Genomic DNA, 15,938 nt, shown 5'->3' with positions numbered 1-15,938 from the left:
AGAAATGGACAATGCCTATTTCAAACTGGGGCTTGATTATGAATCAGTTTATGCTTATGTTTGAAAACAGAATCCAGATATAAGAAAGAACTTATAACTGAATCCTGTTTCCATTTACACAAAATTTTGGACAGTGTCTTTCAATCTGGATGTTGGTGGCTGCAACTCCGGCTTTACCATTTGTTTTATTCCTTCTATCTTATGTAGGCAATGCTTTTTTACATTATAGGCAGAAAAGCAAGCTAACGTGCTATTACTTTTCCATACCACAACTTTATCGTCTTTTGCTTACAGCGGACAAACTAGCACAAATAGATAAGTTCTTTAAAACAGATTCCACAATAGGAGATTGTCTGAACAGATTGAAGAAACTTAAAAAAATGCTACATTCATTCCGATTGGGAATTGCATTGCAAAGTGAATCAGCTTTTTTATTTTTCTTAGTTACGGAATTAGTGAATATTTTTACGTTGTATGCAGCAGTGAATGTGGCAAAATCGTTTCTTTGCATTAGGGATGAACGAAAAGAAATAGAGCACGTTTTTGAATTTGTCGGTTTTATAGACGTATTATGTTCATTATCGTTTTTTCGTGACAGTCTTCCATATTGGTGTAAACCGATAGAAAACAGTAAAGGAGAAATGTTGTATGCTCGTAGTATTTGTCATCCATTAATAGATAGTTGTGTTCCTAATGACTTATCCTTGTCTGAAAAATCAATGATTATCACTGGTTCCAATATGTCTGGGAAAACAAGCTTCATTCGCACTATAGCAGTAAATCTGCTTCTTGGTAAAGTATTAAACACTTGTTTTGCTAGAGAATTTCGTATAGACCTATCCCGTAGAATCTATTCGGTTATCCATACTGAAGATGACCTTATCCGGGGAAAGAGTTTCTTCCTTAAAGAAGTTGAGAACGTGAAGAAAGCTATTGATGTGTCAAATAACGGAAAATATATTTTGATATTTGATGAATTATTCAAGGGGACGAATACTGTAGAGCGGATAGCAATTAATTATGCTTTGTTGTTGGATTTTGCAAAATCTGATCACATCGTTCTTGCGTCTACACACGATAATGAAATCACCACCTTATTGCAAGATGAATATGATTTATATTACTTTTCAGAAAAAGTAGCGGATACCCAACTGGAGTTTGATTATAAATTGAAAAAAGGAGTTGACAGAGATGGGAATGCAATAAAAATATTGAAGTTATATAAGTATTCCGATTCTATTGTAGCTATGGCCGAGAGATTAAGGCAAAATTATAAGAATTAAAGATTGAACAGAGAGATAGTATAATTCATTTTTTACATGCTATATTTACAGTGAATATGAAGTTTATAATATCAGGTATTCTGATTGCCGCTATCGGGCTGGTACTATCGCACACGTATCGCCCATATGTATATGAAAACCATATCAATGATTTTCATCTGGCAGATGTGATAGGCAGTATCGTATGTGTACCTGCTGCAGTGTTATTCTTTTATGGCATTGACAACAGATATTCAATAAAGCAATATACAATTAAGGGTACAATCGTTTATATTGCATACGAGTTTCTCGGACTTTTTCATATACATGGCACTTTCGATGTATATGATATCATAGCCATAATAATAAGTAGCCTGCTATTTTATGGGATATGTGTGTGGCTTGGAATTATAGATGAAAAATAGCTATTTATCCATGCTTTATACAGAAACCGTCTGCATGTCTTGAAAAAATCAAGATTCATGCAGACGGTTTTTATATCTGAGCCAGAGAATCAGTCTCTATAATCCCCGTTTGCCTTAATCAGTTCAATCAGTTTTTCCACGGCCTGTTCTTCCGGAATGTTCTTTTCAATACATTCCTTCTTCTTGTACAGGCTGATTTTGCCTCTTCCGGCACCTACATAGCCATAGTCGGCATCGGCCATTTCTCCCGGGCCGTTGACGATACAGCCCATGATACCGATTTTCAGTCCCTTGAGATGGGAAGTGGCTGCCTTGATGCGGGCGATGGTCGATTCCAGGTCGTACAGGGTACGTCCGCAGCCCGGACAGGAAATGTATTCGGTCTTGGAAGTACGGATACGTCCTGCCTGCAGGATACCGAAAGCAGTCTCGTCCACTTTCAGGTTGCTGATTTGGTTGCCGTGGTTGTAGAGCAAGATACCGTCGCATAGTCCGTCGATAATCAGGGCACCCATGTCGGCAGCCGACTTGATTTGCAAATCCTCTGTTTCGGTTTCCTGATACAGCTGGAAGAATACCAACGGGTTTTTCAGTCCCCGGTTCATCAGCTGATGGGCTATACCCCGGAACTCACCTAAGCGGTTGTAGTGGTTGCTTTGGGCCACGATAACCACTTCCGGATGCAGGCGCAGACAGGCCATTGCTTCTTCGTTCAGTCCTAAATAGGAGGTGAAGAGGAATTTCATCTTGGCCGGATGGTGATGCAGTTCGATGAGCTGCTGGTAGTTGAAAGCCGGATAGGTGTGCTCGCTGCCATCCCATGCGCAGGCATCCACGATGTAGCCGATGTCTGCTCTACGGTTTTCGGGCAAGCGCTGTCCGCAGTACAGGTAGTCGGGTTTGAACTGTTCGCTCACTTCCAGGTCGTTGTTCAGACGGGCAGAGATGACTACCGGAAGCTGGTCGCCTCCGATGTTACCTACGGCTACGGTTTCTCTTCGGCTGGGATGCGTGTAGTTGAACTCCGGAGCTTCGGTGGCCGGAATGTAAGGGTGTCCTTCGCGTTTCAGCACGTAATCCACCAGTTTGCGGGCTACCGGGATTTCAGCTTCGGGGGCTTCACTCAGGGATACGCGGATGGTGTCACCCAGTCCGTCGCACAGCAGGGCACCGATGCCCAGGGCCGATTTGATGCGTCCGTCTTCTCCGTCACCGGCTTCCGTCACTCCCAAGTGGAGCGGGAAGGCCATGCCCTCTTTTTCCATCTGTTCCACCAGCAGGCGGACGGTACGTACCATGATGACCGTATTGGAAGCCTTGATAGAGATGACCACGTTCATGAAATTCTGTTCCACACAGATGCGCAGGAACTCCATGCACGATTCTACCATGCCTTCCGGGGTATCTCCGTAGCGCGACATGATGCGGTCGGACAACGAACCGTGGTTCACACCGATACGGATGGCCGTGTGGTTCTCTTTGCAGATGTTCAGGAAGGGAATGAAGCGGTCGCGTATCTTCTGGATTTCTTTTGCATACTCTTCGTCCGTATATTCCAGTTGCTTGAAGGTACGGGCAGCATCTACGTAGTTGCCCGGGTTGATACGTACCTTCTCTGCGTACAAGGCCGCTACTTCTGCCACTTTCGGATTGAAATGTACATCGGCCACTAATGGAGTCTGGTATCCCTGGGCACGCAGAGATGCATTGATATGCTGCAGGTTCTCTGCTTCACGTACTCCTTGTGTGGTGAGACGTACGTATTCTCCTCCCGCCTCAATGATACGTTTGGCCTGTTCCACACAAGCTTCAGTGTCCATGGTGACGGTATTCGTCATACTCTGTATACGGATAGGATAAGCGCCACCCATAGGAGTGGCGCCTACATATACCTCGTTCGCCTGTCGGCGAGAATAGTTGAAGTAATTCATTCAGTTAGTTTGTCTTATAAGCGTATTTGACTTCTTTCAGCTCTTCGTTGGCTTTTACGATTTTGTTTTTTAAACCTTCCTTGTAAGCTGCAAATTTTTGAGCCAGTTCTGCATCGCTCAGGGCCAGCATCTGTACGGCTAGGATAGCGGCATTCATGGCACCGTTGATGGCTACCGTAGCCACAGGTATTCCGGGAGGCATCTGGATGATAGAGTAGAGTGCGTCTACACCGTCGAGTACAGAACCTTTTACAGGCACTCCGATAACCGGAAGGGTGGTGTTGGCGGCAATTACTCCCGGCAGTGCAGCAGCCATTCCGGCAGCCGCGATGATTACCTTGATGCCACGTCCGGCAGCTTCTTTCGCAAACTTCTCTACTTCAGCAGGAGTGCGGTGAGCCGACAGGGCATTCATTTCAAACGGGACTTGCATTTCATCGAGCAGCTTGGCGGCCTTTTCCATTACTGGAAGGTCAGAAGTACTGCCCATAATGATACTTACAATTGGTTTCATTCGTTGTTTTTATTTTAGTTATTCGTTAATAATCTCTTTGTAGGCGGCAGCATCCAGAAGTTCGTCCAGTTCGCTGGCATCCGTCGGTTTCAGCTTGATAATCCAGCCTTCGCCGTAAGGATCCTGGTTTACCAGTTCCGGATGTTCTTCCAGTTGAGGGTTGACTTCCAGAATCTCGCCTCCGATGGGGAGGAACAGGTCTGAAACGGTTTTCACTACCTCTATGGTACCGAATACTTCGCCTTTATCCAGCGTTTCGCCTTCCGTAGTTACGTCGATGAAAACGATGTCGCCCAGCTGTTGCTGTGCATAGTCTGTGATACCTACATAGGCAGTGTCGCCTTCCAACCGAATCCATTCGTGTTCGTTGGTGTACTTGATGTTAGTCGGGAATTCCATGTTGAATAAATTTAAAGTTTAAGATAATCTGTTCTCAAATAAACAAAATTCCCGTGATACCACAAAATAAACCGACGAAAAACCCGCCTGCCACTTCATTTAAAGTATGTTGCTTGACGATGATACGGGCTGAACCTAACATGCCGGCGAGCAGGATGAAGAAGCAGAGCCATTCCACTGGGTTAAACTGGAAAATGAAGCTGTAGGACAGCAGCCCGCCCACCATCATGCCGCTGCTGGCCATGTGGGTACTGATTTTCCAGCGTGTGTTGATGGCCGTACAGATGACCATGCAAATCAGGGTCGCAACAATGATTCCGCTCATATAGCGTGGCAGATGTATACGATACATCGTCAGCAGGCAGGCCATGTAGCTCAGTATGGTCATTCCGTAAGGGATAAAACGCTTTTCGCGGTGCCCCAGTTCGTGGAGTGTCCAGCCGTTGATTTTCTGAAACAGATAGATGCCCAGCATTGGCAGCAGGATGGTGAAGCAATACACCAGCCCTAAGATTGTCAGCTTGTACTGCAGCGGCATGATGTTCAGATAAGTAAAGAAAAAAAGCAGGCAGAATGCCACAAACGGTACCATGAACGGCGTAAAGATGAGTGATACGATGCGGGCAGTCATAAACAGGGCATCGCGGGGTTCCCCTGCATGGCGGGGAGCTGGTTCATGATAAGTCAGTTCATCGGGGATACTGGTTTCTTCCATATCAATATGTTATCTTCTTAATCTTGCTACGGGGATATTCAATTGCTGGCGGTACTTGGCCACAGTTCGTCGGGCAATAGGATAGCCTTTTTCCTTCAGCATATCGGCCAGCTCATCGTCTGTGTAAGGCTTTTCCTTGTTTTCACCGGCCACGCATTCTTTCAGGATGCGCTTGATTTCACGGACGGACAATTCTTCACCGTTTTCGGTCGTATAGCCGTCGCTGAAGAAGAATTTCAGCGGGTAAATACCGTAGTTGGTCTGTGCATATTTGCTGTTGCTCACACGGGAAATGGTGGAGATGTCCAGTTTGGTACGTTCTGCCACATCTTTCAGAATCATCGGACGCAGCAGGGATTCGTCCCCTTCTTCAAAAAACGGACGCTGCAAGTCAATGATGGCCTGCATGGTGCTGAGCAGCGTTTGCTGACGCTGCTTCACGGCATTGATGAATCCTTGTGCTGCATCCACCTTCTGCTTGAGGAACATCAAAGCGTCTTTTGATTCTTTGCTCTGGTTCTGCTTGTTGCGGGTGTGTTCGTCCAGCAGTTCGGTAAATTCCCGGCTCAGCCGCAGTTCCGGCACGTTCCGGTTGTTGAGGTTGAGGTTTATCGTACCGTCGTCTTCCGTTTCTACCAGGAAGTCAGGGATAATCTGTTGCAGGTTTTTTCCGATGGCTTCTCCCATGGAACTGCCCGGACGCGGATTCAGCTTGGTCAGTTCGGCAGCCGCCGCATTATATTGTTCTTCCGTGATATTCAGTTTCTGAATAATCTTGTCTTTATTCTTGCGTGTGAAGTCTTCGCAACACTTTCCGATGATGTCCAGCTCAATCTGCTTGAGCGGAGAATCTTCTTTCCGGCGAATCTGGATGAGCAGACACTCTTGCAGGCTTCTGGCACCGATGCCGGCAGGATCAAAGTCTTGAATCACCGAAAGCACATGCTCCAACTCTTCTGCGGAAGTATAGACTCCCTGGTAAATAGCCAGTTCGTCGAGAATCGTTTCAGTAGATTTGCGGAGCAGTCCGTCGTCATCGAGAGAGCCGATAAGGTATTCACCTAATTGTTTTTGTTCCGGAGTGAGGTGTTGCATGTCGAGCTGTTCTTTCAGCGTTTCGTAGAAAGATACGTTGTCCGAAAAAGGAATGTCTTCTGCCCGGTCTTCTTTGGAGCGGTTGTTTTCCTGTAGTTTGTAGTCCGGAATATCGTCTTCCGTGCGGTAGTCGCCCAGTTCGATGTCTTCACCTGAATCGGTATTAGGTTCTCCGTCTTGGTCAGTTGTATTGTACTCATCGTTGAGGTCGTCGGAGGCATCGGAAGTTTCTTTCCCTTCTTCGAGTGCCGGATTGTCCAGCAATTCAGCGTGAATCCGTTCTTCCAACTCCAGAGTCGGAAGTTCCAGCAACTTGACAGCCAGTATCTGCTGGGGAGACAGGGTCTGTACTTGTTGTTGCGCCTGTGTCTGTACCTGACGTGAACCTTGTACCATTTTTATTGTTGTCTTGAGTTAACAGCGTGCAAAAATAATAATTAAAATGAACTTCAAAGAAAAAGGCAAAATTTTTAATATTGGAAACTGCTGCCTCCTAAGAACTCTCGTAGCAGAGAAGTCGGGGGCAGTTCCTTGTCTTGTACGGAAACAAAATAGTTCAGGAAGCGGAGCAGACGGTGAGCTTCGGAGTATTCCGGACAACGGTTGGGTACCTTGCGCAGAACGGGTTCCACGTAATCCTTTAATACAGCCAGTTCGAACAGCAGGGCCGAGTTGAACATGGCATCGGCATTTTCCTGATAGGGGAAAATCCATTTTTCTTCTCCGGCACGGACACTTGGCCAGCGTGCGATGGTTTCCTCGGCCGAGTAGTTGCGGTATTTGTAATCGCGGATGATGCGTCGCAGCAGGCGGTTGTCGGTTGTCGGGATGTAGTTGTGGTTGTCCAGCAGGATGGTGGTCAGTGCCGATACATACACTTTGTATTTGTTTTCATTTGGAATATGTGAGGTCAGTGCCGGATTCAGTGCGTGGATTCCTTCAATAATCAGTATCATGTGTTCGTCTATCCGGAGCTTCTTACCGCTCATTTCTCTTTTCCCGGTAGTGAAGTTGTAGCGTGGCAGTTCCACCTCTCCTCCGTTGAGCAAGGTCGTCAACTGTTCTTCGAAGAAGGGGAGGTCTACGGCATACAAGGACTCGAAGTCGTGTTTGCCGTTCTCGTCCAGCGGTGTATCGTTCCGGTTTACAAAATAGTCATCCAGGGAAATGGGATAGGGTTTCAGGCCGTTGGTCATGAGCTGGATACTCAGCCGCTTGCTGAAAGTGGTTTTTCCGGAAGATGACGGACCGGATATAAGCACGAGCTTCACCCGTTTCCCGTCTTGGTTGCGGTGGGTAATCTCATCAGCTATCTGGGCAATTTTCTTTTCCTGCAAGGCTTCCGATACGTTAATCAGGTCGGTGGCATGTCCATGGTTGCAGGCCACATTCAAATCGCCCACCGTACTGATGCCCAGAATCTGGTTCCAGCGGTGATATTCCTGAAAAACTTCCAGCATTTTTTCCTGCTTCACTACCTCTTCCAGTTTGGTGGGATTTTTCCGGTTGGGAATCTGTAAAAGCAGCCCGTCGTAGTATTTCACGATGTCGAACAGACGGATGTATCCCGTACTCGGCACCAGGCTGCTATAGTAACAGTCCACCGTGTCGCCCAGCTGATAGTAGTAAGAATAGAGCTGTCCATAAGTGTCCAGCAGCCGTGACTTGTCCAGCATTCCTCGTTTTTCGAACAGACGGACCACTTCTTCCGTATGGCTTTCGGTACGTGTATAGGGAATATTGGCCGCAATGATTTCCTGCATTTTCTGTTTGATGCGTTGTACGTCATCCAATCCAATGGTACGGTCAATATGCAGTTTGCAGAAGTATCCCTTTGAGATGGGATGTTCCAGTGAAATGCTGCCTTGCGGATAAAGTTCTTCTACCGCTTTGACCAGTATGAAAAAAAGCGAACGGACATAAGTACGCATGCCGGAAGAACTGGTAATATCAAGAAATTCAATGTCTTTATTGTAGTACACCCGGAAATCGAGACTCTCTACCTTATTGTTAACTTTGGCACTGACCGGACCGTATGGCATGGACAGATTAAAACCGTTATAAATATCCAAAAGTGAGCTTCCCTCCGGGAATTCTCTTGTCGAATTATTATTTTTGCAATATATTTGTAGCATAAATGTAATATGTGTTACTAACCTTGTGAATAGGCAGTTAATTTACTCATTAAACAATTAAAAGCCTCTTTCCAACTTAACTAATTACAAATGGAATATTCTTTTTATGATTTTTTAGCGCTTCTTGGATCACTGGCGCTGTTCCTTTATGGAATGAAAATCATGAGTGAGGGACTTCAGAAGTTTGCGGGCGACCGCCTTCGTAGTATTTTAACCGCAATGACCACGAACCGTGTCACGGGGGTGCTGACAGGTATGTTGATTACCGCCTTAATCCAGTCCTCTTCTGCCACTACCGTGATGGTGGTCAGCTTTGTCAACGCGGGCTTGCTGACGCTTTCCCAGTCTATAGGGGTGATTATGGGAGCTAATATTGGAACCACGGTGACGGCGTGGATTATTTCAGCTCTCGGTTTTAAAGTAGATATATCTGCATTCTCTCTGCCGCTTCTGGCTATTGGTATTCCATTACTTTTCTCTCAAAAAAGTACCCGAAAGTCTATCGGTGAATTTATATTTGGATTTGCTTTTCTGTTCATGGGGTTGAATCTTCTGAAAACAAATGCTCCAGACCTTAGTCAGAACCCTGATATGCTGGCCTTTGTCCAGAATTATACAGACATGGGCTTTTTCTCAGTCTTACTTTTCGTGCTGATTGGTACTGTGTTGACTATGATTGTACAGGCTTCGGCGGCTACCATGGCCATTACACTGATTATGTGTGCGAATGGATGGATTAGCTTTGAATTGGGAGCGGCTCTGGTATTAGGAGAAAATATCGGAACTACGATTACGGCTAATCTGGCAGCGTTGACAGCCAATACGCAGGCACGTCGTGCGGCAATGGCCCACCTGATGTTTAATGTGTTCGGTGTGGTTTGGGTACTGATTTTGTTTGAGCCATTCCTGTCGATGGTAGACTGGATTATTTCTGACTTTATGAACGTGAGTGAGGCAGACGGAGTAGCTGTATCTTTTAAATTGTCAGCCTTCCATACTTGTTTCAACGTTTGCAATGTACTGCTGTTGATTTGGTTCGTACATTTTATCGAGAAAACGGTCTGCAAGATTATTCCTCAGAAAGAGCAGGAAGAAGAATACCGTTTGCAGTTCATTACGGGCGGTATGCTTTCTACGGCTGAATTGTCTATTCTTCAGGCTCGGAAAGAAATCAACCTGTTTGCTGAGCGTATACAGCGTATGTTCCGCATGGTACGTGACTTGTTGCATACGGAGAATGAAAATGATTTCAACAAGTTGTTCAGCCGGATTGAAAAGTATGAGAATATCAGCGACAATATGGAGGTGGAGATTGCCAACTACCTGACATTGGTGTCGGAAGGCAGGTTAAGTTCTGAAAGTAAATTGCAAATCCGGGGTATGCTCAGAGAAGTGACAGAGATAGAAAGTATCGGTGACAGCTGCTATAATCTGGCTCGTACCATCAACCGGAAGCATCGCGGAAATGAGGATTTTACGGGGGCACAGTATGAGCATATTTCACAAATGTTCCAGCTGACAGATGATGCCCTGACACAGATGATTGCACTGGTGAAAGACGTGCATCAGCAGGTGGATGTCAACAAGTCGTTCAATATTGAGACGGAAATCAACAACTATCGTAATCAGTTGAAGAACCAGAATGTGATTGATGTCAACGAGAAGAAATACGATTATCAGATGGGGGTACACTACATGGACATCATTGGTGAATGTGAAAAGTTAGGCGATTATGCGGTGAATGTGGTAGAGGCTCATCGGGATGTGAAGGAAAAGAAAGCTTGAGAATAAGAAATAGACAAAAAGTAGCGAGGTTCATTATGGAGCCTCGCTATTTTTTTGTCTCAGATTTCTGTATCTACCGGATTCTTGTCTGGGAATAACGGACTGTATAGTACAGTGCGCCTCAACGTTTGAAGTTTTCCGTCTTTCACAAACTCTTCTCCGCGTTCAGACAAGTGATTGATCATTGCCTGTCGAAGTTCTTGTAATTTTTTGTGGTATTTCTTTTCATGTGCCACATTCTTCAGCTCATGAGGGTCATTTACTAAGTCAAACAGCTCTTCTTCTCCAGTGTGGAACCGCCATACATATTTTGTTTTTCCGTCAGTCAAGGCACACCAGTAGTTATCCGGGCTATAGCAAGTGGCATGTTCCAAGTCAATGTACGTACGCCATGCGTGCCCTTTCATCAGTTGGAATAAGGATTGTCCGTCCATGTCATTGGGAACCGTACCACCGGCTGCTTCCAAAAAAGTGGGAAGTAAATCACGAAGTTCAACCGGTGCGTCTATTTTCCCTCCTTTGGTAAACTGATATCCGGCGGGCCATTTCACAATATAAGGGATGTGTACGGAACCCTCGTAAGGATAGGTCTTGCGCCAGTGAAAATGGTCGCCCAGCATGTCACCATGGTCTGATACGTAACAGATGAGCGTATTGTCATACATACCTTCTTCCTTCAAGGCTTCAATTACTTTTCCGATTTCTTCATCAATGAAAGTTACGTTGGCATAATAGTGACGGCGTGAGTTCTTTGCATATTCTTCACCAAAGTTACCGAAAGCAGCATCCTTGGGGGCATCTTCCACTTTTGTCAGGCGGGCATAGTCTTTCTCTTTACACCATTCCCCAATGAATGGAGCCGGCACGTCACGTCCTTTGTATAAATCAGACAGACGCTGGGGCGGATCATACGGACTATGCGGGCGTGCAAAAGAAACCTTCAGGAAAAGGGGCTGTCCGTTGCCCTTCTTATGATTATGAATCATCTCACAGGCCATCTCTCCGGTCCATGCGGTAGGATGAAGCTCCTCGGGCAGTTTGTATTCTGCTGCGCCATGGTCATTCCATCCGATACCTGTGCTGTCCGGGTTAAGTCCCGGAGCCTGCATCTGAAACCACAGGCGGTAATCGCTGATAAAGTCTTTTGTTTCTACGCGGCCGCTTTCATCGACGAGTGTACCATGGAATCCATGTAATGCTTTTTGCGGAAACCAGTGCATTTTTCCGATGCCGAAAGTAAAATAATTCAAGTCGCGTAACATCTGGGGCATTTCATAACGGTACTGGCTGCCTACTCTTCCATATCCCAGCATGCCATGATGCCAGGGAGACAGGCCCGTGAGCAGACCGGAACGGGCAGGTGTGCTGCTGGGAGTAGAGGAGTATCCGTTAGTAAACAAGGTACCATCTTGCGCCAGTGCATCCAGATTCGGGGTGATGACGGAGGGATTACCAATGCAGTTCAGGGCGTCGCCCCGATGTTGGTCCGACACAATCAGGATAATATGCGGTTGTTGTTGGGCCATAAGGGTATAAGGAAGACTGCATGCTCCTGTACCCAGTGCGATTGTGGAATAGAAGATTCGGTTTGTTTTCATGGCTTATTGTAGAATGAATGATTGAGTAGCTCCTGCATAAATAGGATTTTCTGCGGGCTGCATGCGAATGGTATATGCTTTTTTCTTCCGAGGATGTATGATGACATTAATAGTTTGCCTTGTTTGTCCTGGGTCGGCTATGTGCAGAACAGGAGTGTGTCCTTGGGGGTGCTTAATCATCAACGCGCAAGGTCTGTCTACTTCAATGGACATCTCCTTGTACTGAAAACGACCGGCACGATAGAACACTATCTGCCAGATATGAAGCCCTTTGTGTCTGACAGCTTGTATATCAGCATCATTTTGAAGGATTTCCACAAGATTGTTACGACTGTATTTTTTTACTGCTTCGGGAGTCTTTTTATCAGGTAGTACTATATATGCATAGTTTCCGGATTTAGGTTGCAGACCGTGGTCTATACATACGGTGAAAACATCGTTTTGTATTTCTTCTTTCCGGTTGATACTGTGGTTAATATCGTACCAATTTCCACTCTGTATTTGCTGACCGGCCACAATGTTTCCTCCTCTCGGGAACAGATAACCTATGCCATCATGCCATATCCATTCAGGATCTTTATAATGTTTTTCTCCTTTTTCCATGGATTGCAGCTTTCCGGAAAGAGAAATAGATGCCGGCTCAGACGATGTAAGGCATTGGTTGACTGTGGTATATACTTTTTCAGAAGCTGTAGAAGAAATGTTTGCTCCCAGGCATACGATTTCTTCATCAAAGAAAAACCAGGCTTTGTGTGCTCCGGTCCGTATGTCTTTGTAATTATCCATGTAGCGATAGGTCGTAACTCCGTATAAACTGTCGGACACCCCTCCGGCGAAATCGGAAGTTCCCGGTGTTTGCCAGTCGCTGGCTGCAAGTGGAATTTCTTTCAGTTGCGGGGCTGTAGTACCTGGAATCCGATTCCAGTTCCACGATGGGAAAATACCCTCATATTCATTTCCCCTACGTACTATATTGGTACATCCATCGGACATGAAGTAAGTTTTCAGATTTTCTCCATTGCCATATTCACAACGGGCGGTACGATTGGAAACCAGCCGTACATCGAAGGTATATTCCGGACGCACATGTAGTGAATAATCTCCGCGGAAATAATGTGTATGTTGAGGCTTGATTGCATAATTAGCCGGCTTTTCCTCTTTCAAGCGTGAAATGATTTCTTTGAATTCCTGTGCATGAGCTGTATCCAGAATTTCCATACGTTGTGCAAATAACGCTGTATGCGATTTGTCGGGAACACCCGGTCGACTCACACTGCGCCCCATGACATCAAACAGCATGTATTTTCCTCGTATGGTCGGATAATAGGTTTCCCGCATGAATTTGCTGATAAGGTTCAGTTTCTCCTGAGGCATGGCAAAGCGTGTGCCTCGTGTGTACATGGCCACCTGAGTGACTCCTTTCAGTATTTCATCTCCATATCCTCCGATATACAATTGTTGCCCGTGCTGAAAGTTGCTGTTGTCATGCTGAAATCCCTCTTTTGTAGTGTAGACTACCGGGTTATAGACATTTTCCAGTGCGAACTCTAGCGTTTCGGCATCTTTCGAAAGGCATGCGCGATAAATCCAGTGGAGGGCAATGTCTGTACGGTTGGCTCCTGTCCATTTGGCCGGATTCCCACCATCCTTTTTTATACGTTCCAATAGTTTACTTTCCAATTCATGAGGAAGTTGTTTCTTGCCGGTACGCATCTGGATGAGTAACACGCCTAAAGCCTGCGGTTCTGCAATCTGGGTGTACCACCAGTTATGACACCATGGGTTTCGTTCATGCCAGAACTCAAGTCCTTTTTCTATCTTATTATACAAATCCTTATTCTGATAGTATCTGTTGTCGGGATTAGTATAAGCAAAAACGAAGTCTGAAATGCGGTTGATATGTACCAGCGGAGGCCAGTTGGTACGCTGGATGCTGGCATAATCCACATCGGTGAAGGAGCCGTCTTGAGCGTTATACTTTTCCAGCCCTTGTGCAATGTCTGGATTTTGCGCGAAATCCTGCCGTATTTTTTGCATCAATATTTCAAATTCATCTCTTTGCGAGACGTGTTGGGCTTGAAGTAAGTTAAGATGCCCCAATCCTGACAGTATTAGCCAAAAAAGCAATGAAAGTTTTTTCATAGTCTGTATAGAATTGTAGTTTTATGATGTAAAGATAAATAAAATAGAGCTGTACCTCAAAGATATTCTCTGTTAAGTACAGCTCTATAAAGATATATTGACTAAGTATATACGTTTATTCGTTCGGACCGTCCAGCGGAGCTACGTTGTCTTCGTAGCCATCATAACCATAATTCTGGTTGATGTGACCTTGTACATTCACAGATGTAGCGGTTTCTGCTATTGGCCACAATACATGGTAAGGTTGTATTGTATAAGTCAGACCGTATGCGTTTTTCACTCCCTTATTATAGAAGTCTGTTACATCCATAATGCGATTATAGAAGAAGTTCTCTTGAGAGAAATTATCTGTTGAATAGGTTCTTCCTTTATCGTCCGCTTTCCCGGTTTGTGCGTAAATGTAAGCAATACGTGTTAATTCACATTTACGTGGTTCCTCATAAAACAGTTCTCTGGCACGTTCATCCAGTATCATGGAAATAGTAGCTTCACTGGCACTGATTTCACGTGCTTGTGCACGGCGGCGTACTTCGTTGATGTCTGCAGCTGCAGCTCCAGTTTCTCCTTTCCAAATATAAGCTTCAGCTCTCAACAAATAGGTTTCAGCCAGGCGGAAAATGTACCAGTCTGCCCATCCTCCACGCCAGTTGTTTGCTTTCTGGTCTGCTACGTTGGTTTTGTAGTGTGGCCATTCGCACCAAGAGCGAATAGTATCATTCAGAAGCAGGTTGCCTTTGCTGTCATATTTCTGAAGAGGTTTTCCATACCATTCAGGGTCTTCTGTTGCCAATGCCGGATTGTTATAAGTCAAATCTTCCATTCGCATCCAGTTACCGGGAGCATGGCGTAAGTCTGTATTATCCAATGTCCAGATCATGTGAGTGGCATACCACGTCTGTCTAAGCGTACAGATGCCTCGGCCATACTCTAACAGGTATGGATTTTTCTTTTCATCATTGTCAACGAAAGCCTTTTTACCATTGGGCGTTTTGATATTGCTTGTGGTAGCTGAGTACATAGGCAGGATTTGTCGTTTGATTTCCAGTCCAGTAGCTGAACGCGCATCCGTTTCATCATAGTTGTCTAATACAAGATAGAGTACTTCTTTGTTTTCTGGTAAATGCTTGTTTTCAGATTGATGCAAGTCCCATACCACATTTTTTGTCGGGTCATTTTTGTCTACTCCGAAACGTTCTGTCATCAAATGATGTACTCCGTCACCGATAACTTTGTTACAAGCCTCAATAGCTGCATCAAACTCTCCAAGAGCCAGGTCTATTTTGGCAAGTAAGTGATAGGCAGCAGCTTGAGTAACCTGACCGATGTTTACATCATTCGAAAGATAGGGTGCTGTGGTTTCCAGGTCATTCTTTAACCAGCGCAGGATGGCTTCTCGTTTGGTAGAATAGAAGTCATAGCGTGGACCGGTTACTTCTTCTACGATAAAAGGAACATCACCATACTGATGTACCAGACGGTAATAGCGGAATGCACGGTGGAAATGAGCCAGTGCTTCAATTTCCTTACGTTGGTCTTCGTTTTCAAATTCTGCGGTTTCAGAGCGTGTAAGCAATGTATTGGCATCTTTGATACCCTTGTACAGGTAAGTCCAGTAGTTGTTAATCTGGCTGTTATTACCTTTTAAGTTCGCACTGGGAGTAATCAGAGCAGTCAGGTCGACAGGCGTGTTTCCTGCATCTGTACGTCCGTTTACAGCCATTTCAGAGAAGAAATATTCACTCAGAATACAGGGGTCTGCCGAGAATGAAGTTGGGTAGTAATCGAAATAGCGTACGTCACGGTTCAGCATGTCTGTACCTGTTTTTAGTCCATTGTAGCTGTTGTAGGTATTCTCCGGAGTGAAGAAAGACAATGGTTTCGGATCCAGCCAGTCGCTACATCCTGTGAATAGTATGCTGGCGGCACCAGCCATGAAT

General features: G+C 45.3%; 11 protein-coding genes. 2 read left to right on the top strand and 9 right to left on the bottom strand.

The genetic code is table 11. The features are described 5' to 3' along the window. Window positions 1–155 precede the first annotated feature (155 nt). Window positions 156–1,283 carry a MutS-related protein gene (locus ACMJ0U_RS08640; protein ID WP_417129569.1) on the top strand — a complete coding sequence of 376 codons (1,128 nt, stop codon included), beginning with the start codon at window positions 156–158 and terminating at the stop codon, window positions 1,281–1,283. A 493-nt stretch (window positions 1,284–1,776) separates the two neighbouring features. Here ACMJ0U_RS08640 and ACMJ0U_RS08635 read toward each other — a convergent pair whose 3' ends face one another. The 6 genes from ACMJ0U_RS08635 to ACMJ0U_RS08610 form a co-directional block, all read right to left on the bottom strand. Further along, window positions 1,777–3,618 carry a 4-hydroxy-3-methylbut-2-en-1-yl diphosphate synthase gene (locus ACMJ0U_RS08635; RefSeq protein WP_417129568.1) on the bottom strand — a complete coding sequence of 614 codons (1,842 nt, stop codon included), beginning with the start codon at window positions 3,616–3,618 and terminating at the stop codon, window positions 1,777–1,779. A 4-nt stretch (window positions 3,619–3,622) separates the two neighbouring features. Continuing rightward, the gene (gene purE / locus ACMJ0U_RS08630; RefSeq protein ID WP_117673708.1) at window positions 3,623–4,132 is read right to left on the bottom strand and encodes a 5-(carboxyamino)imidazole ribonucleotide mutase; all 510 of its coding nucleotides are present in this window, start codon (window positions 4,130–4,132) and stop codon (window positions 3,623–3,625) included. Window positions 4,133–4,150: 18 nt separating this feature from the next. After that, entirely contained in the window at window positions 4,151–4,531 is a 381-nt protein-coding gene (gene gcvH, locus ACMJ0U_RS08625; RefSeq protein ID WP_417129567.1) for a glycine cleavage system protein GcvH, read from the bottom strand. 34 nt (window positions 4,532–4,565) lie between these two features. After that, window positions 4,566–5,162 (bottom strand): hypothetical protein, encoded by a 597-nt coding sequence (locus tag ACMJ0U_RS08620; protein ID WP_417129572.1) that lies wholly within the window; start codon window positions 5,160–5,162, stop codon window positions 4,566–4,568. Window positions 5,163–5,255: 93 nt separating this feature from the next. Continuing rightward, window positions 5,256–6,737 (bottom strand): RNA polymerase factor sigma-54, encoded by a 1,482-nt coding sequence (gene rpoN, locus ACMJ0U_RS08615; RefSeq protein ID WP_417129566.1) that lies wholly within the window; start codon window positions 6,735–6,737, stop codon window positions 5,256–5,258. A gap of 74 nt (window positions 6,738–6,811) precedes the next feature. Continuing rightward, on the bottom strand, window positions 6,812–8,485 hold the full coding sequence (locus ACMJ0U_RS08610; RefSeq protein ID WP_417129571.1) for a nucleoside kinase: 1,674 nt from the start codon (window positions 8,483–8,485) through the stop codon (window positions 6,812–6,814). Between the two features lie 81 nt (window positions 8,486–8,566). Here ACMJ0U_RS08610 and ACMJ0U_RS08605 point away from each other — a divergent pair, with 81 nt between their 5' ends. Continuing rightward, the gene (locus ACMJ0U_RS08605) at window positions 8,567–10,261 is read left to right on the top strand and encodes a Na/Pi cotransporter family protein (RefSeq protein WP_417129565.1); all 1,695 of its coding nucleotides are present in this window, start codon (window positions 8,567–8,569) and stop codon (window positions 10,259–10,261) included. Between the two features lie 59 nt (window positions 10,262–10,320). Here ACMJ0U_RS08605 and ACMJ0U_RS08600 read toward each other — a convergent pair whose 3' ends face one another. The 3 genes from ACMJ0U_RS08600 to ACMJ0U_RS08590 all read right to left on the bottom strand — a co-directional run bounded on the left by ACMJ0U_RS08600 (window position 10,321) and on the right by ACMJ0U_RS08590 (window position 15,934). Further along, window positions 10,321–11,859, bottom strand: a complete 1,539-nt coding sequence (locus ACMJ0U_RS08600; RefSeq protein WP_417129564.1) for an arylsulfatase — start codon at window positions 11,857–11,859, stop codon at window positions 10,321–10,323. Between the two features lie 3 nt (window positions 11,860–11,862). Then, window positions 11,863–14,001: a polysaccharide lyase 8 family protein gene (locus ACMJ0U_RS08595; protein WP_417129563.1), complete on the bottom strand. Its 2,139-nt coding sequence runs from the start codon at window positions 13,999–14,001 to the stop codon at window positions 11,863–11,865. A gap of 115 nt (window positions 14,002–14,116) precedes the next feature. Further along, window positions 14,117–15,934 carry a RagB/SusD family nutrient uptake outer membrane protein gene (locus ACMJ0U_RS08590; RefSeq protein ID WP_417129570.1) on the bottom strand — a complete coding sequence of 606 codons (1,818 nt, stop codon included), beginning with the start codon at window positions 15,932–15,934 and terminating at the stop codon, window positions 14,117–14,119. Between the last annotated feature and the right edge of the window lie 4 nt (window positions 15,935–15,938).

It is taken from the genome of Phocaeicola sp. (genome assembly GCF_048170425.1).
Taxonomy (GTDB): Bacteria; Bacteroidota; Bacteroidia; order Bacteroidales; family Bacteroidaceae; genus Phocaeicola.
This window is presented reverse-complemented; position numbering and strand designations above follow the sequence as displayed.